The sequence below is a fragment of the Microcoleus sp. Pol7_B2 genome, from assembly GCF_036701035.1.
Lineage (GTDB): Bacteria > Cyanobacteriota > Cyanobacteriia > Cyanobacteriales > Microcoleaceae > Microcoleus.
On sequence record NZ_JAUBQB010000059.1, the window covers coordinates 20181 to 44405 of the forward strand.

The following is a 24225-nucleotide window of genomic DNA, read 5'->3' on the forward strand; positions in this document are numbered from 1 at the left end:
AGTGTCGCTTGAAGAGGTCTTATAGTGTGCGATCGATACCGAATTTAAGTTCACATATCCCGATCGAGCCGATCGACCAATTGGCGAATTCTAGCAGCATCAGGAGCATTCGGAGCATTTCTCAGATATAGTTCCAAATCGTGGCGCGCTTCGACCAAGCGTCCCAGTTGATAATAGAGAATTCCGCGATCGCGCCGTTCCCCCAGCGCATCGGGAAACAGCAGCAAAATCCGTTCGATCGCCAAGAGTACCCTCGAAGCATCTCCCTGTTGCAAGTAAATCGCCTTCAGATTTCCCAGCATTCGCCCCAACAAATGTCGGCGACTTACCGGGGCGAGAAAAGCCGGCTGCAACTCCATAGGTTGACCATAAATTTGAGAAAGTCTGGCTTGACAATCTTCAGGAAACAATATCTCGCCGCCGTTAAACGCATCAACAAAAATACCAGCCTCTTCAAAATCTGGTCTAATTAAAAAATGTCCTGGCATCCCAATTCCCACCATCGGAAAATCAATGCGCTTAGCAACCTCCAAATAAACCAAAGATAAAGAGATCGGAATGCCAGTACGCCGATCAATCACTTCATTCAAAAAACTATTGCGGGGGTCGTAATAATCAACATCATTGCCGGCAAACTGCAACTCCCCGTATAAATAGCCGTTAATAGTTTGAATAATCCGCAGCGGATAATTCTGTGCCGGCAGGCGATCGCGCACTTCATCTGCGATCGTGTCGAGAGCGTTGAGATACTCCTCTGGCTCTAAATGTGGGTATTCTTCCAAAGCCATATAAAGAGCAGCTTTCGCCAGGTCGATCGAGCCATCAGGCTGATTTATTTCTCGATAAAAGAGTTGTCGGGCGATCGGAAAATCCATATTTATTATTGATTTATTTTTAATTTAGTTTTTTTACCAAAATCATGAACAGCCAAAATACCTGTTCCACAACAAAGATTATTCTGGTAAACAGGCATTTTTTGTAGTATAATCAACCTTTTTTATGGTAAAACAGATACTTTTTCTTGTGAAACAGCCATCTGGTCTGTTTCCAAAAAGATATTAAAAACAGTGGATTATTTAAATTTTAATATATTATAAGTTTTTTACTCTAAATCAGCCCCTATTTTTAATAAAGCTTCACGATTTTTTTCAATCGAGCCAGATTGAGGTGAACGCCCTCGGATGTCAAATCAACTTTCAAATCCCGTGACTTTTACCAATCACCCAACTGCGGCGAAAAATCCGAGCCAGAGTCGATTCTTCCAAAGCAAAATAGATAGGGCGGCCGTGAGGACAAGTGCGCGGATTACGAGTTTGCTGCCATTCATCCAACAAATTTTGCATTTGGGAAAGACTCAAAGGAGTACCGTTTCGCATAGCACTACGGCAAGCAGTCGCAACTTGAGCCGCTTGTAAATCTGCGACTTTACTGAGTTCAAAAAGCGCATCCGCACAGTCATCTCGATCTGCTAACAATTCAGGAACTTCGCGGGCAGCCCATAGCTGTTCGCCAAAACTTTCTACTTCCAAACCCAAGCGGGATAAATTCTCTATTTGCAGTGCAGATAATTGACTGAGAATTACTGGTTTTTCTAGACATTTTAGCTGCCAAGCAGCACACAATTGCTCGTATAAAACGCGCTCGTGAGCGATGTGCTGTTCTATCAACCACATTCCGCTGGAATGTTCCGCAACAATGTAAGTATTGTGAACTTGAGCGATCGCCCTCAATTCCATCAATCCTATTGGATTAGCTTTTTCCTGTTCGCCGTCTTCATCATTCTGCCTAGCCGAAATCCCGACACTGTAAGCACTTTTTTGTTCCGATGCCTTCAGCAATTTTCCCACTCGATCGGGAATTGGGGCCGGCGGCAAAACTTCATCGTTCAAATGCAAAGCGCGAGCAATTGCTGCGCTAACTTGTGCTTGCCAAAAACTCGGATCGTGCAGATAAATTTCAACCTTAGCCGGGTGGCGGTTCCAGTCGATTTCCGAAGGGGAGATTTGCAGGTGAACAAAACACACGGGATAGCGATCGCGCGGACAAGTGCGGGCAAAGGCGCTGAGAATAGTTTGCTCTAATTCGGGCGATCGCACAACTCGCCGATTTACTCCAACTTTCACCCAATCCGGCCGCCGGCGGTGACACCGATCCGGCAAACCAATTACTAACTCCAAACGCTGGGAATTGGGCATTTGGAAATGGGAACTGGCAACTGGTAATTGGTAATTAGGCTTAACTGTAGCTCCAACAAGTTGAGTTTCTATCAATAAATTTGCTGCTTTCTGATTTTGAGGACTCGCAGGCAAATCTAACTTTAAATATTGCAAATCGCTCGATCGCACACCGCGCACGAATTGAGGTAAAAGTTGTTCCGCTGTGCTACCAGGAGTTACGTGCAAACAAGGCGTATTTCCTTGACGCAACTGCCAATTAACGTGCGGATGACAAATAGCAATTTGTTGAAGAGTTAATTGGATCGATCGCATTTGCTGTGCCGGCGACAAAAAACTGCGGCGCACAGGCCAATTGCCAAACAAATTATCAACAGTCACCACCGTACCCGGAGCGATCGCCGCTGTTTCCACCTCCACAGCAACGCCTGCGTTGTTGTAAACCACCCGCCAGCCCGATCGAGCATTTTCAGCTCCCCCCTTGTTAAAGGATGATTTGGCGGGGGTTTGTGCCGACTCTCGATTTTCCGAAACATCCCCCAATCCCAAATCATTCGATCGGCTCAAAACCTCCAAACAGCCTAACTGAGCTAAACTGTGCAAAGCTTCCCCACGAAATCCCAAAGTATCAATTTTGTACAAGTCTGCTTCCGTGGTAATTTTGCTCGTACTGTGAGGCGAAGCCGCCTGCTGCAAATTTTCCAGATCCATTCCCGTACCATTATCTGCAACTTGCACCCGCCACTGTTCGGGCCAGACAGAAACAACGATGCGAGTTGCGCCAGCATCCAGAGAATTTTCAACTAATTCTCGTACCGCAGCGGCGATCGAGTCAATGACTTCGCCGGCGGCAATTAAATTGATAACTTCTGTGGGTAAGGTTTGAATAGTAACTGGCATCAAATTTTTAGCAGTTCGTTAATTCAATTATACTTGATTCTCCAAGTCGCTACACAGTATTAGGACTTACGCTCTTAAACCCTGTTTATTAGGAAAATATTGTTTTATCACAAGATATATACTCATCAACTAATTCACTGATTCTGAGTTAGAAAGTCCTAAGTATAATCTTCCTACCTACTTAATTTTGCTCTGCTAAAACCATGATTTTCGGCAAGCGGATGTAAAAAGTTGTGCCTTTTCCGTCCTCTGACTCATAACTAATTTTTCCTTTGTGAGCCTCCACGATCGACTTAACAATTGCCGTTCCCAATCCAGTACCAGTCCGCTTGCCATAAGTCACAAACGGTTCAAATAACTTTTCCTTAATTGTCGGTGGAATGCCGGGGCCGTTATCGTAAATGCTAATTTCGGCCCACTCCTCACTTTGTGTCACCGCAATCTCCACCCGACCCCCTCTTCCGCCAAAAGCCTCAACAGCATTCCCAACTAAATTTTGTAAAACGCGCAAAATCTTATTTTCATCCGCTTCCACTATTACTTCTGTCACCCGTACGGCTAAATCTACTTTTGCTGCTTCACAATAAACTCTGTTCAACTTTTCAAACTGCTGCAACGTCTGAATTAAATTAATTGGTTTCTTATTAAATACAGAATTCCCTCGCGAAAATTCTAATACTTCTTCAGCCATACCCAACATTCGATGAACCTGCAATTGAATAAGTTCACACCACTCCTGAGTTTCCTCATCTGGGTGCATTTCTTTTAGCATTTCACTGGAGAGTTTAATGCCAGTAAAAGGACTTTTGAAATCGTGAATAATTGTACTCACCATTTCTCCTACCAATACCATTTTTTGTTTGTGTACCAACTGGCTAACATATTGATCCGTGGTATCCCGTAAATTTTTAGTAATGAAACTAAACATTTGCAGTACCGAACTGCCTTTAGCAAACTGGAGAGTTTCTATGAGTTCTTCACGGGCTATTTTGGCCAAAGTCGAGCCTGCAACTGCCACAGCTCTAGCACTGCGAGGCTCTCCGTCTAAAACTCCGAGTTCGCCAAAATAATCGTCTGGCTTAGCCACAGCAACAGTTTGATATTTATTTTTTTCAAGCCGCTTGCTAAACTCGACTTTACCTTCTAAAACTAGATAGAAAAAATCCGCTGTTTCTCCTTCTTCAAAAACCAGCGTTTCCTCATCAAAACTCTCCAAAACAGCTATTTGGCAAAGGTGAGCAGCTTGCTCTGGTTCAAAATAAGACATAAATCGATGAGATGCCAGATCCATGTGAAAATACCTAAAGCTTAATTTAAACAGTTTCTTTTTTCTCTTTTCGCCGATCACCATCGGTGCGTTAATAAAATACAATACAGCTTTAATCTGCCTCTCTTTTCTAGCCTCCTAGGCTTTGACGCAAGGATCAGCGTCGGGATGCAGAGCCAGACTAGGAAAGCAGCACCAGAAATCTCACCAAAATTCTCAGTTAATTGACTAAAATACATAAATATTGTACTATTTTTGAGATTTAAATTGGATGTGGGGGGGGTCTTAGGCCACCTCAGAAGATTTTAACTGTAGAGAGATCGTGTAATTTAAATGTTGATCGACAGAGTTTACAAAAATTAACGATCGCCCGATAAAACGATCGCAGCATTCTGCCCGCCAAAGCCAAAACTTAAACAAACCGCATTTCTGACAATAGCCGATCGCGCACAGCCAACAAAATCTAATTTAAACCCGGGTTTTGTCATTCCAACGCAAGGCGGCAACATCTGATATTTAATGCTCATCAAACAAAAAGCCGCGCCCAAAGCTCCCGAAGCTCCCAAAGTATGACCCGTAGCCCCCTTAGTCGAACTAACAGCAACTCCTGGGTGAAATAACTTCTCAATTAACAGTGCTTCGTGTCGGTCATTTAACTCGGTTGCAGTACCGTGAGCATGAATAAAATCTATATCAATGGCGGCTAAATTGCTCCGTTTCAAACATTGATTTACCGCCGCGATCGCACTTTCCCCCCCCAGCTCCGGCGCATTAGCATGGCAAGCATCATTTGTCAAGCCAAAACCGGAAATTCGACCGTAGATTTTAGCACCACGACGCCTTGCCAACTCGGCAGATTCTAATACAAATAAAGCCCCACCTTCACCGAGAACAAAGCCTTCCCGATTTTCATCAAAGGGATAGCACCCATTGTTTGCCAAAGCACCCATCCGGCTAAATCCAGCCAGTGTCAGCGGTGTGATAGGCGCTTCCACAGCACCTGCGATCGCCCGCTGACACTCACCAGTGCGGATTAAATCAACAGCGCGGGCGATCGACCAAATACCCGTCGCACAAGCAGCCATCGGTGCCAATACCGGCCCCGTCGAACCAATTGCCCTCGCCGCTGCGATCGCCCCCATGTGAGGCAAAAAATTCACAAATTGAGAATTGGTAATCGGTAATTGGGAATTGGGAATTGGGAAGTGGGAATTGGGAAGTGGGAATTCCCTTGCTTCTTGCGACTTCCCTCTTCCCAATTCCCTCAGACTTCTTCCAACTTCCGTCTTTCTTCCATCCGTTACATCCCGTACATTGCTCGTTGCCGAACTTCCTTCGCTTGCCAACAGTTCCAAATTTGCCTGGAAGCCTCGGCTAGAACCGATCACAATCCCGCAATCGCGCAAAGGCAAAGTCAAATTAGCATCTTGCACAGCATCTATTAAAACCTGTCGAATTAAACTCATTAAATCGACAGGTTTTGTGCCAATTAAAGCCAAAGGTCGCCGTTCAAGTTCTATAAAAGGTTGATGTTGCCTAATTCCTGATTCGCCAGACAACAATCTTTTCCAGCTACAATCCAGAGTGCCTAAAGCAGAAACCAGCCCGATTCCCGTAACAACAACATCCACAAATGCCCTCAGCTTCCCAAATTTTTAGTCATTAGTTATTAATTATTACTTATTAGTTATTTATGATTGGAACTAATTATTAACTACTAAGCAACGAGCAACAACTGATATCGTTTCCGGTTGCATCGGAATAATAAAATCGAGTCAACCGTCAACAGTCAACAATCATCTCGATCGTGCAACCGGAATTGATAGGACGAGTTACGACTGACTATTGACTACTGAACAGGCTTAAAATTTTCCAAACCCTGAGTAACCGTAGCCTTCTCAATGCGATCGCCCGCTTCAATCTTATCAATCACATCCATGCCTTGTTTCACGTACCCAAAAACTGCATAGCTGCCGTCCAAAAACGGTACATCGGTCAAAGTAAAGTAAAACTGAGAAGAAGCCGAATCAGGACTCTGCGATCGAGCCATAGCAACAGCCCCGCGACTGTGCATCAACACGGGTTTCTCCTTAACCCCAGCTTCTTGTAGCGTCGCGCTGTAAGTCGGATTTGCAGCACCTTTAGCTTTAATTTCTAGAGGAATCCTGCGTTCGGCAGTAGTTTTTGGGTCAATAAAACCACCAGTTCCCAGCCGCGCCGTAGGGAATTTAGGGTCTTTACCTTGGGGGTCGCCGCCTTGAACTACAAAAGGCTGAGGTTCCCGAACTACTCGGTGAAATACCAGCCCGTCGTAGACTCCTTTCTGAACCAAATCGACAAAATTGCCCGCAGTAATTGGCGCATTTGTGCCGTCGAGTTCGATCGTAATTGGAGCACCTTTAACCGTCATCACCACCGTTGCTTTTCCTTCCAATCGTGGCAAATTGCTAAATTGCGAACTCGCCGCTACAGCAGCAGGAGACGGAGACGGAGACAAAGAAATATTGTCACCCGACGCCGGATTCGATGTGGGAGTCGAGTTTGCCACAGGGGAATTACCGCATCCTCCCACAAACAACGCGCCAATTATTAAAAGTGAGAACAACCAGCGCTGAATTTTGATTTGCATTTGCATTTGTATTTTCACTTTGAGTCAATTACGGACTTTGCAACTAAAGATTTTAATTCAATAGTCCGAACTGTTTTTAGTTCGTAGTCTGAAAACCGAGATTTTCCTTGGATAGCGAACTTGCCTAATCGCCTGGAAACTATTATTCTACGATTTGCAATTAAAAACTGTCGGAAGTATTGTTAATTGATAGATTCAAAAATTGGTAACGGGCTTACTCGCAGATGAATCTTTTTCACTTACCAGGTAGATAAGGTGCGCGGCCCGGCGCACCCTACGAGACATTACCAATCTAAAATCGCCAATCGAAAATCCCTAAAGTCCTTCTAGGGGAACTTGCAAAAATCGAGCCAATTCGGCCGCTTGATTTTCCACTTCAGACAAAGCAATCGGCTGTCCGACTCTAGTCAGGGGAAACTGGCGGCGGTCTTTGAGCTTAAGATAAATACTGCGGCGGGGACTGAGACCTTCTTTAATGTCCACCCGCACAGATTGCACGTCCGATGTCTTGCAATTAAAATCAACTTTTCGGTTTTTGCCGGGAAAACCCCAGCGAAAGATCCGAATGTTACCAGTTTGCCGATCGAACTCGTTGTAACCGCCACCGACATCCCAGAGAATAGTCAGCCACAGGTAAAGCGCCAAAAGCACGCCACAGACACCGTAGAAACCCATCGCAATGCCTTGGGGGATGAAAACAAGCTGAGTCGGGTCAGCAAAAGGCAGCAGGTTAACGTGCAAGTAGCTGGAAATGCCCGACAGCAGGAAACCAGTCCCTCCAATGCTGACCACCGTCGCCCACCAGTAATTGCTGAAGCGGCGGGAGCCCAAAACCGGGTAGCGCAGGACAGGATCGATCGAGGTCATTGTTTTTGCAGTCATAAAATTAAACAGCCTTAAAGCCAAATCTTAATTCAATTAGCCCACCGAGCGTCACGCTTCGCTGACGAGATCGCGATCGACCGATCGGCATTGTGTATCAACTCCTGCTAATTATGTTGAAAAATTATGAACTTCTAATATATAGTTATGTTAACTTTAATTAGAAACCTTGGTCTTTTAACAAGCAAAAGGATTTTACCCCAATGACAATCGCAGTCGGACGCGCCCAGACCGAAAGAGGCATATTTGATGTCCTCGACGACTGGCTCAAACGCGATCGCTTCGTCTTCGTAGGCTGGTCTGGCATCCTGCTATTCCCCTGCGCCTACCTAGCCATCGGTGGCTGGTTAACAGGCACCACCTTCGTCACCTCCTGGTACACCCACGGTTTGGCAAGTTCCTACCTCGAAGGAGCCAACTTCCTCACCGTAGCAGTCTCCACCCCAGCCAACAGCCTCGGACACTCCCTGCTGTTCCTGTGGGGCCCCGAAGCACAGTGGGACTTCACCCGCTGGTTCCAACTCGGCGGGCTGTGGACATTCGTAGCCCTCCACGGCGCCTTCGCACTGATCGGCTTTTGCCTGCGTCAGATTGAAATCGCCCGTTTGGTAGGCATCCGTCCCTACAATGCCCTAGCATTCACCGGCCCCATCGCCGTGTTTGTGTCGGTGTTCCTGCTTTACCCCTTGGGTCAATCAGGCTGGTTCTTCGCCCCCAGTTTCGGCGTCGCAGCAATTTTCCGCTTTTTGTTATTCCTGCAAGGCTTCCACAACTGGACGCTCAACCCGTTCCACATGATGGGCGTTGCAGGCATCTTGGGCGGCGCGCTGCTGTGCGCCATCCACGGTGCAACCGTAGAAAACACCTTGTTTGAAGACGGCGAAGGCGCAAACACCTTCCGCGCCTTCAACCCAACTCAGTCAGAAGAAACCTACTCGATGGTGACAGCCAACCGTTTTTGGTCGCAAATCTTCGGAATTGCCTTCTCCAACAAACGCTGGTTGCACTTCTTCATGCTGTTCGTACCTGTCACAGGCTTGTGGATGAGCTCCATTGGCATCGTCGGTTTAGCATTAAACCTGCGCGCCTATGACTTCGTATCCCAAGAATTGCGCGCTGCTGAAGATCCTGAGTTTGAAACGTTCTACACTAAGAACATTCTGCTTAACGAAGGCATTCGTGCTTGGATGGCTCCTACTGACCAACCCCACGAAAACTTCATCTTCCCTGAAGAAGTTCTGCCTCGCGGTAACGCACTTTAAAAAAATCAGGATTTGGATTTCAGATTAATTTAATTTTTTTAAACTAATCTGAAATCCAAATCCCTATTCCCCGGCGCAGGCGCGGTGATACCGTGCCCTACTAGGGAACAAAAAAACCCAAAATCCAAAATCTAAAATCGTTGGAGGTTCTACCGGGTGGTAACGCTCTCTAATTCCTACGCAAGCGGTCGCGACCAAGAATCCTCCGGGTTCGCTTGGTGGTCTGGCAACGCTCGTTTGATCAATCTCTCCGGCAAACTGCTGGGCGCCCACGTCGCTCACTCTGGCTTGATCGTTTTCTGGGCCGGTGCAATGACTTTGTTTGAAGTCGCTCACTTTATCCCAGAAAAGCCCATGTACGAACAGGGCTTAATCTTGATGCCCCACATCGCTACTTTGGGTTGGGGCGTCGGCCCCGGCGGTGAAGTTACGGATATCTTCCCGTTCTTCGTAGTCGGCGTTCTTCACTTGATTTCATCTGCTGTTCTCGGTTTGGGCGGCATTTATCACGCCGTTCGCGGCCCAGAAGTTCTCGAAGAATACTCTTCGTTCTTCGGCTACGACTGGAAAGATAAGAACCAGATGACCAATATCATCGGCTACCACCTGATTCTGTTAGGATGTGGCGCTCTGCTGCTGGTAGCTAAGGCCATGTTCTTCGGCGGTGTCTATGACACTTGGGCTCCGGGCGGCGGTGACGTGCGTATTATCACGAACCCCACTCTGAATCCGGCTGTGATTTTTGGCTACTTGGTACGCTCTCCTTTTGGTGGCGAAGGCTGGATTGTCAGCGTCAACAACATGGAAGACATTATCGGCGGTCACATCTGGCTCGGCCTGATTTGTATCGCTGGCGGTGTTTGGCACATTTTGACCAAGCCTTTCGGCTGGGCTCGCCGCGCCTTAATCTGGTCTGGCGAAGCTTACCTGTCTTACAGCTTGGGCGCTTTGTCCCTGATGGGCTTCATCGCTTGCTGCTTTGTCTGGTTCAACAACACTGCTTACCCCAGCGAATTCTACGGTCCGACAGGCCCGGAAGCTTCTCAAGCGCAAGCTTTGACCTTCCTGATCCGCGACCAACGCTTGGGTGCTAACGTCGGTTCTGCACAAGGCCCCACCGGTCTGGGTAAATACCTGATGCGCTCTCCTACTGGCGAAATCATTTTCGGCGGTGAAACGATGCGTTTCTGGGATTTCCAAGGCCCTTGGTTGGAACCCTTGCGCGGTACTAACGGTTTGGACTTGAACAAAATCAAGAATGACATTCAGCCTTGGCAAGCTCGCCGCGCGGCTGAGTACATGACTCACGCTCCTCTGGGTTCTTTGAACTCTGTGGGCGGTGTGGCGACTGAAGTTAACTCGTTTAACTTCACTTCTCCTCGTTCTTGGCTGTCCTGTTTCCACTTTGTGATGGGTTTCTTCTTCTTGGTCGGCCACTTGTGGCACGCTGGTCGCGCTCGCGCGGCTGTCGCTGGCTTTGAGAAGGGTATCGATCGCGAAAATGAAGCGGTACTTTCTATGCCAGACTTAGACTAATCGATCGAACTTATTTCTGATTTGATTGTCTAGTTGAAAAAGGCTCCTGCTTAACGGCAGGAGCTTTTTTTTGAGCAAATAATATCTGAAAAAGCTGCGGATTGTCGATCGACTGTTCTCCGAACCCGCTAGCAGCAGATACAATCCAAGACGTAGAAACCCGGTTTCTGAGTTAAGCTGTTGAATTCAATCCTGTTTCTTTCCGTCAGCTCGTTCCTGAGCGATCTTTTGCATCTAGGGCTGAGATATTTCGGTGCGACCTTCATCGCTGGCGGTGAATGACTCTACAAGTCTTGAAACTTGACAATTTTAATCCGTTGGGGTATATGCCTTGCAAGGCAGGCTCGACAAAGTTTATATTTAAAGTACAAAAGTTTTAATCCCACACAATGGAAAGTTGCACTGAAAACTTGCAATTTTAAGGCAGATTGCTACAGGTGCAAAACTAATCGACGATCGCCATCAGGATATTTATATTTTATTAAATGGCTGTGCTTGCCGAATTTTTTAACAGGCACAAAACTTTTGGGCCGCTTACTATTATTGCTAGGAAAGCAAAAGATTAATAATGGACTCATTAAAGATCGAAAATGTCAAGGTGAGGTTCGATCGAGCAAATTTGCTCGAACGCATCGCCAACCGCATTCGCCGCTCTCTAGAACTACCCGAAATTCTGAGCGCAACAGCAGCGGAAGTTCAATCCTTCTTGGGAACAGACAGAGTAAAAATCTACAAATTTCATAGCGACGGTAGCGGTGAAGTGATTGCCGAATCAATTAACGGCAACCGCTTGCCATCCCTATTGGGTCTGCATTTTCCAGCAGACGATATTCCCCCTCACGCCCGCGAACTGTTCGCCCAACTACAGGTGCGATCAATCGTCGATATAGATTCCGGGCAGCTAGGCCAAAGTCCCCGCCGCGAGGCAGTTTCCGGCCAACTGCTGCCCGACGAAATGCGCTTTCGTGCGGTTGACCCCTGCCACGCTGAATACTTGACTGCACTGGGCGTCAAGGCTTGCTTGGTAGTACCAATTTTTCACGGCGAAGAATTCTGGGGGTTGTTGGTATCTCATCACTCCGAGTCCCGGAGTGTGGGAGAAAACGAACTCCAAGGCGTTCAGATGGTGGCAGATCAGCTCGGCGTCGCCATAGCCCAATCAACCCTCCTCGCCCAAGCGAGGGCGAAAGCTCAACGGGAAGCTGCCGTCAACCGCGTCGCCGCAGCCCTTAACTCCCAGCCGGCGATTGAACTCCAAACAGCTTTGGTAGAATCGGTAGCAGCACTAGACGCCGCCGGCGGCAGGCTGTGCATTTTTGCCACGCCATTCATTTCCGACAGCAGCAAGGTGACGAATCTAGTTCCCTATTCGGATAACTCGAATCGGGAACTCACAGTCTACACTTGCGGCTCAGGGCCGAAGATGCAAATTTCGGCAAAATACCCGCAGGTTGAGCAATACAGCGTCTGGCACGAATATTTTAAATCCGGCGAGCAACAGGTTTGGGCAATTTCCGACTTGTACCAAATTAGCAGTTTGAGAAGCCTGCAACCTGCATTTCGATCGACCAAAATTCGCAGCATTTTAATCGTACCGCTCAGAACCCGCCAGCACATATTCGGTTACTTGACCATTTTTCGAGAAGAATTTGACACCGAAACTCTCTGGGCTAGACAGTTTGATAGCGACGAGCGGCTCGCCCAATCTCGGATATCTTTTGAAGCGTGGAAAGAGTCAAAAACTGCCCAAATTCGCGAATGGAACGCTGAAGAAATTGAATTGCTCCAAATTTTTGGCACGCACTTTTCTAATGCTATTAACCACTACCAACTCGATCAACAAATAGATGAACTTAACACAAATTTAGAAAATCAAGTTCAAAAGCGCACCGCTCAACTACAGCAGTTGACCCAACAGCAACGAGTGCTGTTTGAGGTGGTGGCAAAAATGCGGAAATCCCTCGACTTGAACAAAATTTTTAGCACGATGTCCCAGGAAGTGCGGCGGGCTTTAAATGCCGATAGAGTTGCAGTTTACCGCTTCGATTCCGCATCAGAATTTAACGACGGCGAATTCGTTTCCGAAGATGTTTTGCCAGGTTTTGTGTCAGCAATGGCAGTCAAAGTGCACGATCGCTGCTTTGGAGAAAACTACGCCAATCTCTACTCTCAGGGGCGAATTCACGCCATGTCCGACATCAGACAGGCCGGACTGCAAGATTGCTTTCACAAAGTCTTGGAGCAATTTCAGGTCAAAGCTACTTTAGTTGCACCGATTATGAAAGGCAACCACCTTTGGGGGTTGCTGTGCGTACACCAATGTTCGGCTCCCCGCAACTGGGAATCTTCTGAAATTAAATTTGCTAGCCAAATTTCCGCTCAGCTAAGCATCGCTTTAGAACAAGCAGATTTGCTAGCTCAAACTCAGCAGCAAGCAGTTGAGTTGCACCGGGCAGCAGAGCAGGAGCGAATACTGTTTGAGGTAGTTGCTAAAATTCGACAATCTCTCGATTTAGATACAATTTTTCGTACTACAACTACAGAATTGCGGCGGATATTAAAGGCAGATAGAGTTGGCATTTATCGCTTTGATCCTAGTTTAAACTTTAATGAAGGCGAATTTATTATCGAAGATGTTTTGCCTGGGTTTTCTTCGGCAATGAATGTAAAAGTTCGCGATCATTTCTTTAGCGAAAACTATGCCAAAAAATATAGTCAGGGACAGATTCAAGTGCTATCAGATGTCGAAAATGCTGGACTCTCAGACTGCCATGCTGCTCTTTTAGCTCAATTTCAAATTAGAGCTCAGGTGATTATGCCGCTGATGAATGGCAGCGAACTTTGGGGTTTGCTGTGCGTGCACCAGTGCAGCGGTTTGCGCCATTGGAACACTTCGGAAATTCAGTTTGCTAGGCAAGTTGGAATTCAGTTGAGTGTAGGATTAGAACAAGCAGATTTGTTGGCTAAAACGCGGCAGCAATCAGTTGATTTGCAGTGGGCAGCCGAGCAACAGCGAATACTGTTTGAAGTGGTGGCTAAGATTCGACAATCTCTCGATATCAACGCGATTTTTAAGACTGCAACCCAAGAAGTTTGTCAGTTTATGCAAGTTGATAGAATTGCTGTCTATCAATTTAATCCTGATTGGAGTGGCTATTATGTTGCCGAGTTTGTGAAAGATGGCTGGATAAAATTGGTAGGGGAAGGTATTAGTACAGTGTGGCAAGATACTTATTTGCAGGAAAACCGAGGCGGCAGATATGCCAATAATGAAACTCTAGCCGTAGACGATATCTATCAAGTTGGCCACTCGGAGTGTGTTGTCGGTATTTTAGAGAAATTTCAGGTGAAGGGTTATGCGATCGCGCCGATTTTTGTAGGACAAGGACTTTGGGGTTTGCTGACAGCGTATCAACATTCTGAGCCCCGCGGTTGGGAAAGTTCAGAAGTTAACTTTTTAGCTCAGATTGCTAATCAATTAGGCGTTGCTATCCAACAAGCCGATTTGCTGGCTCAAACTAGACGCCAAGCAGAACAAATCGCTCAAAGTTTAAAGGATTTGCAGCACACTCAAGCTCAATTGATTCAAACTGAAAAAATGTCTGGTTTGGGGCAACTGGTAGCCGGGATTGCTCACGAAATCAACAATCCGGTTAATTTTATTTACGGCAATCTCAATCACGCTAGTGAATATACTGCTAGCTTACTGAGTTTGCTTGAACTTTACCAGCAGCAATATCCCGCTTATAGTCCTGAAATAGACAAATTGAGTGAAGATATTGACTTGGAATTTTTGCTAGAAGATTTGCCAAAATTGCTATCCTCAATGAAGGTGGGAGCCGATCGCATCCGTCAAATAGTTCTGTCTTTAAGGAATTTCTCTCGTCTTGACGAAAGTCAAATGAAGGCGGTTGATATTCACGAGGGCATTGACAGCACGCTGTTAATTTTACAGCACAGGCTGAAATCTAATGCCGACAGTCCAAACATTGTGCTAGTGAAAGAATACGGCATTTTGCCTCGAGTTGAGTGTTATGCTGGACAGTTGAATCAGGTATTTATGAATGTTATTGGAAATGCGATCGATGCTTTGGAATCGCACAAGTTGCTCGCTGGTCAATCTGTAATTCCTCAAATTAAAATATCTACTGCTGTCGGTCAACTTAATGGTACTATTCCTAGCGCGGTGATTCGGATTTCTGATAACGGTACCGGAATTACGGAATCTATGAGACAACGCATATTTGACCCTTTTTTCACGACTAAGCCAGTTGGGAAAGGTACTGGATTGGGACTGTCAATTAGTTACCAAATTGTGGTAGAGAAACACGGAGGGGTTTTAAAATGCAATTCGGAATTGGGGAAAGGTACTGAGTTTGTGATTGAGATTCCGCTTCGACGGCAGCCAGCAGTCATTAGTCATTAATCATTATTGTAAAATCCAGTCAACAGTCAAGAATCACGCAGGGTGCAGCCGAAATTGATATAATTCATGTGTATTAATCTATGTTTATCTGCCCTCATCGGCGGTAAAAAAAAGAGAATTTCTCTGGCCACAGATGACAAGGGATTGACGCTGATTCACGCAGAGGTCGAGAAGAAATATATGAATAATTTCGATGCTGACAGATTTGGAATCAGGCTTGATCGTGGGTATGAGATCGCATAGGCACCTTGCGGCATCGCGGGTGACAGTTGCCTAAGTCCTGATGCAAAAAGATGCCTATTTAATTGACTTTCATAGATTAGTTTCGCTCTTTTGTAGCTCTTGTTGGAGAGTATTCTTGACACGATCGTACTCACCCTCGATTTGAGCCAAAAGGCTTGAGGCTCGATCTAGTTCACCAGAGGTACTCATAACTTCTAGCGTGGCACAAAGCTTGGCCAGAGGAGCCGCGCTTAGATTCGCACTACTGCCTTTGAGGGTATGAGCCACTCGCTTTAGGGTTTGAGTATCCGCTTGGGCGATCGCTAATTTCATAGCTTGTAGCAACTTTAGAGATTCCTCAAAGTAGCAGTTCGCCAGCAAGCTCAAAATCTGGGTTGAATCTTGATCGATGCTGCTACAGAAGGCTTGCAGTTCAGTGAGGTTAACCGCTGGCATATCAATTTCTGGCTTGTGGCTATCTGATTCCTCCTCTTGGGCCTGCTGCGGTTCCGGGTTGGGTGGACACTGACTCAGCGCTTGGATGAGAGCATCTACTCGAATTGGTTTACTGATATAGTCATTCATGCCAGCATCAAGACAAACCTGGCGATCGCCCTGCATGGCATTTGCCGTCATTGCAATAATCCAGGGACGAGCATGAGCCGGCCACTCCTGGCAAATACGACGGCTGGCTTCTAGTCCATCCATCTCTGGCATTTGTACATCCATCAGCACTACATCATAAGGCTGGCGATTCAGGGCTTCCAAAACTTCTAATCCATTGGCAGCAACATCGGCCCGGTATCCCAAACGCTCTAACAGCAGCAGTGCCACCTTCTGATTCACCAGATGATCCTCTGCTAACAGAATTCGCAGTGGAAGTCTCTGGGCAAGTTTAATATCATCCTGAACAGAGCTCGGGGGGCGCTGTTGAACTTTCGTCGGTTGGGCTTGTAGCACCTGGGTCAGGACTTCATAAAGTTGGGATTGTTTGATAGGTTTGCTTAAACAAGCCGCAAAGTGGGTGGAGAGTTCTGAAGAACTCACTTCTGGTTTGCCCATTGAAGTCAGCATCACCAGGGGTAAACGGTGGCACTTAGGATGCTGGTGGATGGCTGAGGCGAGTGTGAAGCCGTCCATTTGTGGCATTTGCATATCTAAAATAGCGACATCAAACGTTTCTCCATTCTCAAGCCAGTTGAGCGCTTCCACCGCCGATTGGGCAGCGCGAATCTGCATCCCCCAAGTCTCAGCTTGCAACGTCAGAATTTGTCGGTTAGTCGCCAGATCATCCACGATTAATAAATGCTTGCCAGATAGTTCTGGTAGCATTTCAATCGGTTCGGCTAACTCAGTAGCAACAGAGGATGCCACAATCGTGAAGTAGAAGGTCGAACCCATTGTGACTCGATGAGGCTTAGCGGCTTGCCATTTGGGTGAAGGGGTTCCTCCGACGTGGCCGGAACTCTCAACCCACATCATGCCGTTCATCGTTTCAGTAAGTCGCTTACTAATCGCCAGACCTAAACCAGTCCCTCCATACTGCCGAGTCGTCGAAGCATCTACTTGACTAAAAGACTTGAACAGTCGATCGAGCCGGTTGGCTGGAATACCAATGCCTGTGTCTTGAATAGCAAACTGGATTTCATACAAGCTTTCTGACAAGTTCCCTGGCTCAGAAATTGTTTTGTCAGAATCAACTAGAGAGGCTTCCACGGAAATGGTAACTTCCCCAGCTTCAGTAAACTTAATCGCATTGTTGAGCAAGTTAACTAGAATCTGACGGAGACGGGTGACATCACCCAAAATCAACTTAGGAGTCTGAGGCTGGATGAGGTAGCCCAACTCAATATCCTTCTCATCTGCTTTAACTGCAAGTTGGTCGATAGCATTTTCTATGCAATCTCTCAAGCTCAAAGGATGCTTTTCTAACTCCAGCTTGCCCGACTCAATTTTGGAGAAGTCAAGGATGTCGTTGATGATACTCAGAAGGGTATCCCCACTATTACGAATCGTCTCGATAAAGTCTCGCTGTTGAGCCTTGAGTTCTGTATCGAGCAGTAGTCCCGTCATACCAATAACCGCATTCATGGGAGTGCGAATTTCATGGCTCATCATCGCCAGAAACTCACTTTTGGCTCGGCTCGCTGCTTCTGCTTCCCGCCTAGTTTGCTCCAAAGCAAAGTTTTTCAGAGTTAATTCTTCTCGTTGTCGAGTTTCTTGCTCTAGTAATTTGGCTTGAGCTAGGGCAATTCCTACTTGAGCGGCCACTGATTCTAGCAACTCCACTTGATCGGCGGTCCACTGACGGTAACGATCGCACTGGTGCAAACAAATGGCACCATTCGGTTCTCCTTGGTAAGAGGTTCGCACTGCTAATGTCGATCTCAAATTGAGACTGGTACAAATTGAATGAGCACAGGTGAGCAATGAATCGCAGTAGACATCCGGGGAGGCGATAGCTTTATCTTGAGCCATCAACTGTTGGGTATAAGCATGACTCGCGGCCAGAATGTCATGCTCCCCGCTGGGTGCATATCCCACTGCTAGATACTCTGCAACGACAGGAAACTGAGGCTGTGGATTGTCCAGGTATGTGCGAATTAAGCAACGACTGGCCCCAAAAGCTTGCCCAATCTGAACAGCGGCCGTTTCAAATATCTGTTGAGCATTGAGGCTTTGACGAATTTCTTGGGTAATTTGCTTCAGCAGTAGGGCTTTTTCCAATTGTCGTTGTAGTGCTTCTTCTGCCTGCTTGCGATCGGTAATATCCTTCATGAAGCAGTGATGCCCGACCAACACATTTTGCTCGTCATAAGCAGAGACCATCACCACTTGTTTATAGAAGCTAGAGCCATTTTTTCGCATTCCCCTAGCTTCCGCTTCGACTCTGCCGTCCCTCAACATTTGCTGATAAGCAGCCACCATCTTCTCAACATCTTCAGGATGAACGGTTCTTTGCCATTCCATCCCTAGCATTTCCTCATGCCCATATCCACAGATGGCAGCATAAGTCATATTGACAGACATATAGCGTCCTTGAGAGTCCAGCCGAGAAATGCCTGCCACAGCATTTTCTAGCGCCGCACTCATTTGTTGCAGTTCCGCTTCGGCTCGTTTGCGATCGCTAATTTCAATCAGAATGCAACCCACTGCTACAGGTTGCTCTGCATCCTTGAAAATGGGGAAATGAGAAGTTAGCCAGTAGCGCTGGGCAGCAGTTTGACTGGATACGTCTGTGCTAATTTCCAAGTTGATGGAAGGTTTTCCTGTCGTTAAAACCTGTTGTAACAGTGCATTTACACCAGGAGCAAATTCTCCCAAAATCTCATCGGTTGTCTTACCTAAGTGAGCCTCGACAGAGCGGCCATTAATTTCAGCTAGTGCCTCATTGATTTGTAAAAATCGAAACTGCCGATCGTAGATACACAGCCCCACCCCTGCTAGGGAAGCTCCGTTAAAGAAAGCATTTAATAATTGCTCTCTGGCTTGAATTTCCTGCTCCAACTTTTTGCGCTCGGTAGTATCGCTGTGAGAACCAGTCATACGGACAACTTTGCCCGCTTCATCCAAAAGCGCTTGCCCTCGAGCTAAAATCCATTTGTAGCTCCCATCCTTGCAAAGCAATCGATGTTCTGTAATATAAAAGGGAGTTTTGCCCTCAAAGTGATCTTGAATTACTTGCATCACCCAATCGAGATCATTGGGATGCACCCGCTTGCTCCATTCATCCAGGTGATTAGGGAGTTCATGGTCTTCGTAGCCCAACATCTCTTTCCAGCGAGCGGAGAAGAATACTTCATTGGTGTTGACGTGCCAATCCCATACCCCATCATTACTACCACGTAGGGCGAGTTCCCACCGCTCTTCACTCGCTTGCAGAGCGACTTCTGCCTGATGCCGTTCAATTTCACTACCAATCCATTGAGCCATCAGTTTCAGTAATTCTACATGGGCAGATTTAAAGCTGTCTGCACGAGGAGATTTACTAGAAAAGCTGAGGGTACTGTAGACTTTGCCTGCAACTAACACTCGTGTTCCAATATAAGCTTCTATGCCAAGGGCAAGATAGGCAGGATGGTAACGCCATTTTGAGGTGCCTATATGTTCGATGGTTAGGGGTTCATTTGTGTCTAAAGCTTCACAGCACAAAGTTTGCTTAATATTAAAGACATCACCTGGTTTCAGGAGTCGATCGGGCGATCGTGCAACCATCACCTCATAAATATTATCTTGCACACGAGCCAAGATGCCACTTGCAAGCCCAAAATTCTGACATCCCATGTCAATCAACGCTTGGATACGCTGCTCAAAATTGAGATTTTGGGTAGCAGTGACTTCATATAAAGCTCGTATCGCCGCCTCTCTTGTTCTTAGTTCAGCTTCGGCTTGTTTACGTCTCTTAATTTCAGCTTTCAGAGAGCGATTGATTTTGGATAATCTTTGCGTTCGTTCTTGAACCCGCTGTTCTAATGTAGCGTTGGCCTGTTTAATCTCCCTAAACTTTTGATTTAGCGCGATCGCCATCACTTGAAAATTGCTAGCAAGCTCATTGATTTCAGTAACAGAACTATGTTTCCATTCAAATGTTTTTTCTGAAAGCTTGTTGGGTAAGTCAGTAGTGGCAAGAGCTAAAAAGGATAACGGCTTGACCAGTCGTTCGCTAACCACCGTTGCAGACAAAAATGCCAACATTGTGATGACGAGAAGAATAATCAGATCTATCCTGTAGCGGTTTTGTAAATTTTCTACATAGGGAGCTGCTGGAATTTCTAAGCGTAATCTCCACTCCAGATCAGAGCTAATAATAAATTCCTGTATATAGAAAGAGTTTTTCCAACGGATCATCGGATAGTTGCCCTTGCTAGGAACCCATTGTTGCAAGGTTCCCTCTAAGGTGCGAGTGCTGCCATCTTTTGACTTATCAACAGTGTTCAAAAGCTTTTGATCGGAGTGATTACTGGCAATCTGTCGGTTGTTTTGATCGAACAATGTAATGCGTAATTGGTGATTTTTTTGCTGAAAAATGTATAGAGCTTGGATCTTGCTTAATGCTAATGAAGCGTGGATCAGGCCAAGGAAATTACCTTGAACTTGCAGGGGAAAATTCAATCCTACATGAGGTTGGTCAATTAATAAATCCTTGTGGATAGGAGCCATCCAAGGCCTCAACCGCTCTTGAGCCAGGGTAATTAGAGATTTATGTTCGGTGCTTTGTTCAATCAACCACCGACGGGTTTGATTTAAAGAAGAAGAAGCCGCTAAAACTGTTCCCGATGAATCGGCCACATAAATGTTGTCGAAATCTGTAAACCACTGCTCAATCAGGCTAATGTCTTGTTGCAGTTTATCGGATGATTGAATCGCTTGATTAGCAGCAGTGGCGGCTTCAGGAATGAGCGATTTTTCCGCTAATGTATTCAACGCTAAGAGATGTCGCTGATTCCATCTAGATAGATCGCTACTGAGATTTATCCCGTTTGTTTGTAACTCAGTTTGCACAGTCGTCTGAATTTGAGCGACTAAGTATCTACCATCAATAACTAATAGGAGCAGTCCTGGAAAAAAGACAAAAGCAACCAACAGATGAAAAATAGTTTGTTTTAATGAGAAGATATGGAAATGCTTTGAATGCCTAACCCACAGATGACTCGGCGCATAAGAAATGATTAAGCTGGCAACTAAGGCATTAAAAATGCCGTTGACTGCTTGTTTGCACATAACTAGCAAGACTTGAGCCGCCTCCATGTGCAGCATTTGACCGTAGAAAAGCCAAACGAGAGGCATTCCAATTAAGAACCAGTACATCCCATCAAATAAAAGGAGGTTCGGATGTTTGCGCTGGCAAAGAAACCCTACAAACAGTGCCTCAATTACCAAAATGATGGTGGCGTATGGATGATTCCAAAGCAGATAAGTATAGCTGCCTGCTATTAGACTGGCAAAACCTCCCCAACCCCAGCCGAAGTAGTAAGTAATAATCAGTATTGCAATACTGCCAAAGAGGAAATCAACCCCAAAGAAAAGAGACAAATTGAAATAGTTGCCCAGAAAACCCGCTCCAGTGAGAAGGGCGATCGCACCTAACCATCTTTTATTACGCACTGAGCTAGCCCTTCCCATAAACTTTTATAATCGCTAGTTGCTGAATATGACCTGATTCCGATAAAAAAAGCGCCAGAGAGCCGATGTGTTATTTACTTGACAGTTTCTATGAAGATCGCACCACCGATTATTTAAGCTTTCAATCAGCAATCAAGGCTTACTCATGCAGGACTTGATATTTCGCTCAACTTTTAAGAAAAAATTATTCCAAATTACGAGAGGCTTAGTTTTTACTCTTATGATTTAATGAGTTCACTCATTAACTGTATGAGTCTTGGTACAAAAAGTATTACGACCTTGGTCTTTGGCTTGATAAAGTGCTGCATCGGCAGCAGTAATTAAAGTTTCTGGCAGGCTCTCTTGGGTGGGAATCACAGTGGTAATACCGAAGCTGAGGGTAATGCAATGATTCGGAGAACTCTTATGGACTATTGCTAAAGCTTGGACGCGAGCCTGAATTTTTTTAACTATTTGGACGGCTCCCTCCAGCTCTGTTTCGGGCAAAATCACTACAAATTCTTCACCTCCATAACGTGCTACTAAATCTCCAGCTCGATTAATACTGCAATTGAGAGCTGCCGCAACTTGCTTTAAACATAGATCCCCTGCTTGGTGTCCATAAGTATCGTTGTAAGGCTTGAACAAATCGATATCACACAAAATCAGTGACAAAGGAGTTTGCTGCCTCGTCATGCGTCGCCACTCCTCCTCTAGCTGTTGGTCAAACTGACGGCGATTGGCAATCTGAGTCAAACCGTCAATTGACGCTAGGTATTTTAATTGCCGATTGGCGGCTTCTAGCTGTTTGTAAAGTAGGGTTTGTTGCTGTTGCAAGTGGAATTGCTGAATCAACCGTCGCACTCTCTGTCGCAGAACAGCCCAGTGAATCGGCTTAGTGATATAGTCAGCGGCTCCCGCTGCAAACGCTCGATCGACAGATTCTTTGTCTTCTAAGCTAGTAATCATCAAAATAGGTGGGTGATCGCTCTCAGGCACTTCAGATAATTTTTGACAACAAGCAAAACCATCCATCGTAGGCATCACTGCATCTAGCAGGATCAGGTCTGGATTTAATTCTTCATAAGCTGCTAGCCCTGTCAACCCATCATTAGCTTCGGCCACTCGGTATTTTTCCTTCTGTAAATACAGTCGAAGTTGCAAACGCATCAAGGCATCGTCATCCACAATGAGAATTAGAGAAGACGGTTCCGTAGATGCGTTACTCGAAATGGCTGACTCTTCTAATGATTGATACATACGTCATTGTGTATCTCAAGCTTTGGAAACATTCTAGCCTAGCATATTTTGAGCTTGGGAGGGAAAGTTAAAATGGGGAAAATATGTCATAAATTATACACCAGATCAGCTTCCGCAACAACATCCTAGACAGCGTCGGGTTGGTTAAACCAACAGCCACAGTCTACTTAAAATTTCTCGCTTTTTTTCGGAGATATAAAGTCCGGTAACTCGCGCTAATATTTGTAAATATGTAATTATTCTTGGGGGCATTAAACTGTTTTTACAACGTCAAGCGAGCTTTGACGAACGATCACCTGTTATCCCGCGATCGTCGGTGGGATAATATGCTATATTTTTTAAATTAATTCAGACTTTTTCAGGTGCATCAAATTCCTCCCTCATCTTTGAGCGATCGTCCGAGCTATTTTTGGGGAATACATCTGATGGTCACACTATCACGTATCGCTTCGCCCTTGGTTGAGCGTTTGTTAGCACCAGGAAGCTCTGACTGCAAAAAAGCGTAAGCTTTGTTAAGAAACCTTTACAGAGTTCTGCGCGAGCTGGGATAGGTTTTTTCTCTTTTTTCTCCGAATAATCCCTCAGATAGTGTCTAAACTCCTGTCTTTGGGCTTGAGTAGGGAACACATCGTCAAAGCGTTGGCATCATCTTTCAAAGCATGGGAGCATGGATGTCCCAACTGTTGATCTCATCAGATTCCATCAGGAAAGAGACTAAGCTCAAAAGTTGACTCTATATATATTAGCTTTATTTCTCACTCAATTTTTTGCTAAAGTCCCCCTATTAAAAATAGAAGCTCTACTATAATCACTGGGAAAGAGTAAATTAACTTGATGGAGGTAACTTACTATGGAAGTAGCACGACCTGATTTTTCTCAAATTTTTTCTCAAAGCGTTCTAAAAACGAAAGAAGTTTGGACTGAAAAAGTTGGAAAAGCAGTGAATTCTGTTTCAGAAGCAACAGCACAAGCTAAATCTTCTCTCTCCGAAACTGCGTATCACGCAAAAGAATCTCTGACTCAAACTACGAATTCTGCCGTTAATACTGTGAATCAAGCTACGAACAATGCTTTAGGTACTGTAGCTGAGAAAACCGAAAAAGCGAGAATTTCTATATCTGAAGTCGCGAATCAAGCAGTTAGTCGCGTCATTGAAAGTACCAACAAAGCTGTTGATGCTGTTTCTCACTCTGCGGCAACTGCTAAAGAAACTATTAATCAAACTACTAACTCTGCGGTCAATACTCTGAATCAAAGCACTAGCCAAGCTGTAGAGAGTGTAAATCAAGCAACAGAAAAGGCTAAGGCTTCATTAGAAGATAGCATTAACAAGGCGGGAAATATGAGCGGTGCGGCTTCAGATGCCATCAAAAGTGCTATCAATGGTACTGTCAAAGATTGGATTGACGCTCACCCTGTAGTCTTCTGGTTGGTGAGTCATCCGCTGATAGGTTTAGCAATTTTCCTGATATTTATATTCATTATATTGCAATACGGTTCAGTTAAGGCTCAAACCCTGGTAAATTAGGTATTGTTTCCAAAAATGGAGAGTAAGTTAGCGTGCA

General features: G+C 45.6%; 12 protein-coding genes. 4 read left to right on the forward strand and 8 right to left on the reverse strand.

Annotated features, from left to right (window positions below; all coding sequences use genetic code 11):
• Nucleotides 1–50 precede the first annotated feature (50 nt).
• The 6 genes from QUA57_RS20280 to QUA57_RS20305 all read right to left on the reverse strand — a co-directional run bounded on the left by QUA57_RS20280 (nt 51) and on the right by QUA57_RS20305 (nt 7852).
• Complete coding sequence (locus QUA57_RS20280) at nt 51–875, reverse strand: transglutaminase family protein (protein WP_333064054.1); 825 nt, start codon at nt 873–875, stop codon at nt 51–53.
• Between the two features lie 321 nt (nt 876–1196).
• Nucleotides 1197–3074: a DNA mismatch repair endonuclease MutL gene (mutL, locus tag QUA57_RS20285; protein WP_333064052.1), complete on the reverse strand. Its 1878-nt coding sequence runs from the start codon at nt 3072–3074 to the stop codon at nt 1197–1199.
• Nucleotides 3075–3255: 181 nt separating this feature from the next.
• Nucleotides 3256–4365, reverse strand: a complete 1110-nt coding sequence (locus QUA57_RS20290) for an ATP-binding protein (protein WP_333064051.1) — start codon at nt 4363–4365, stop codon at nt 3256–3258.
• Nucleotides 4366–4700: 335 nt separating this feature from the next.
• Nucleotides 4701–5972 carry a beta-ketoacyl synthase N-terminal-like domain-containing protein gene (locus QUA57_RS20295; RefSeq protein ID WP_333064050.1) on the reverse strand — a complete coding sequence of 424 codons (1272 nt, stop codon included), beginning with the start codon at nt 5970–5972 and terminating at the stop codon, nt 4701–4703.
• Nucleotides 5973–6190: 218 nt separating this feature from the next.
• Entirely contained in the window at nt 6191–6976 is a 786-nt protein-coding gene (locus tag QUA57_RS20300) for a peptidylprolyl isomerase (protein WP_333064049.1), read from the reverse strand.
• Between the two features lie 309 nt (nt 6977–7285).
• Complete coding sequence (locus tag QUA57_RS20305) at nt 7286–7852, reverse strand: photosystem I assembly protein Ycf4 (RefSeq protein WP_333064048.1); 567 nt, start codon at nt 7850–7852, stop codon at nt 7286–7288.
• A gap of 203 nt (nt 7853–8055) precedes the next feature.
• Here QUA57_RS20305 and psbD point away from each other — a divergent pair, with 203 nt between their 5' ends.
• The 3 genes from psbD to QUA57_RS20320 all read left to right on the forward strand — a co-directional run bounded on the left by psbD (nt 8056) and on the right by QUA57_RS20320 (nt 15076).
• A complete protein-coding gene (gene psbD, locus QUA57_RS20310) occupies nt 8056–9114 on the forward strand; it encodes a photosystem II D2 protein (photosystem q(a) protein) (RefSeq protein WP_333040788.1) in 1059 nt (352 codons plus the stop codon).
• Nucleotides 9115–9270: 156 nt separating this feature from the next.
• Nucleotides 9271–10650: a photosystem II reaction center protein CP43 gene (psbC, locus tag QUA57_RS20315; RefSeq protein WP_333048188.1), complete on the forward strand. Its 1380-nt coding sequence runs from the start codon at nt 9271–9273 to the stop codon at nt 10648–10650.
• Nucleotides 10651–11218: 568 nt separating this feature from the next.
• Nucleotides 11219–15076: a GAF domain-containing protein gene (locus QUA57_RS20320; RefSeq protein WP_333064623.1), complete on the forward strand. Its 3858-nt coding sequence runs from the start codon at nt 11219–11221 to the stop codon at nt 15074–15076.
• A 312-nt stretch (nt 15077–15388) separates the two neighbouring features.
• Here QUA57_RS20320 and QUA57_RS20325 read toward each other — a convergent pair whose 3' ends face one another.
• Both QUA57_RS20325 and QUA57_RS20330 read right to left on the reverse strand, forming a co-directional pair.
• On the reverse strand, nt 15389–21421 hold the full coding sequence (locus QUA57_RS20325; RefSeq protein ID WP_445304492.1) for a response regulator: 6033 nt from the start codon (nt 21419–21421) through the stop codon (nt 15389–15391).
• A 234-nt stretch (nt 21422–21655) separates the two neighbouring features.
• Entirely contained in the window at nt 21656–22660 is a 1005-nt protein-coding gene (locus QUA57_RS20330) for a PleD family two-component system response regulator (RefSeq protein ID WP_333064620.1), read from the reverse strand.
• A gap of 850 nt (nt 22661–23510) precedes the next feature.
• On the opposite strand from QUA57_RS20330, the gene QUA57_RS20335 reads away from it, so the two are divergent.
• The gene (locus QUA57_RS20335; RefSeq protein ID WP_333064619.1) at nt 23511–24188 is read left to right on the forward strand and encodes a hypothetical protein; all 678 of its coding nucleotides are present in this window, start codon (nt 23511–23513) and stop codon (nt 24186–24188) included.
• Nucleotides 24189–24225: the final 37 nt, after the last annotated feature.

Coding starts and splice junctions, on each gene's coding strand:
- QUA57_RS20300 (WP_333064049.1), bottom strand. CDS start 6,976: ATGCAAATGCAAATCAAAATTCAGCGCTGGTTGTTCTCACTTTTAATA.
- QUA57_RS20280 (WP_333064054.1), bottom strand. CDS start 875: ATGGATTTTCCGATCGCCCGACAACTCTTTTATCGAGAAATAAATCAG.
- QUA57_RS20320 (WP_333064623.1), top strand. CDS start 11,219: ATGGACTCATTAAAGATCGAAAATGTCAAGGTGAGGTTCGATCGAGCA.
- QUA57_RS20330 (WP_333064620.1), bottom strand. CDS start 22,660: ATGTATCAATCATTAGAAGAGTCAGCCATTTCGAGTAACGCATCTACG.
- QUA57_RS20325 (WP_445304492.1), bottom strand. CDS start 21,421: ATGGGAAGGGCTAGCTCAGTGCGTAATAAAAGATGGTTAGGTGCGATC.
- QUA57_RS20335 (WP_333064619.1), top strand. CDS start 23,511: ATGGAAGTAGCACGACCTGATTTTTCTCAAATTTTTTCTCAAAGCGTT.
- QUA57_RS20290 (WP_333064051.1), bottom strand. CDS start 4,365: ATGGATCTGGCATCTCATCGATTTATGTCTTATTTTGAACCAGAGCAA.
- mutL (WP_333064052.1), bottom strand. CDS start 3,074: ATGCCAGTTACTATTCAAACCTTACCCACAGAAGTTATCAATTTAATT.
- psbD (WP_333040788.1), top strand. CDS start 8,056: ATGACAATCGCAGTCGGACGCGCCCAGACCGAAAGAGGCATATTTGAT.
- QUA57_RS20305 (WP_333064048.1), bottom strand. CDS start 7,852: ATGACTGCAAAAACAATGACCTCGATCGATCCTGTCCTGCGCTACCCG.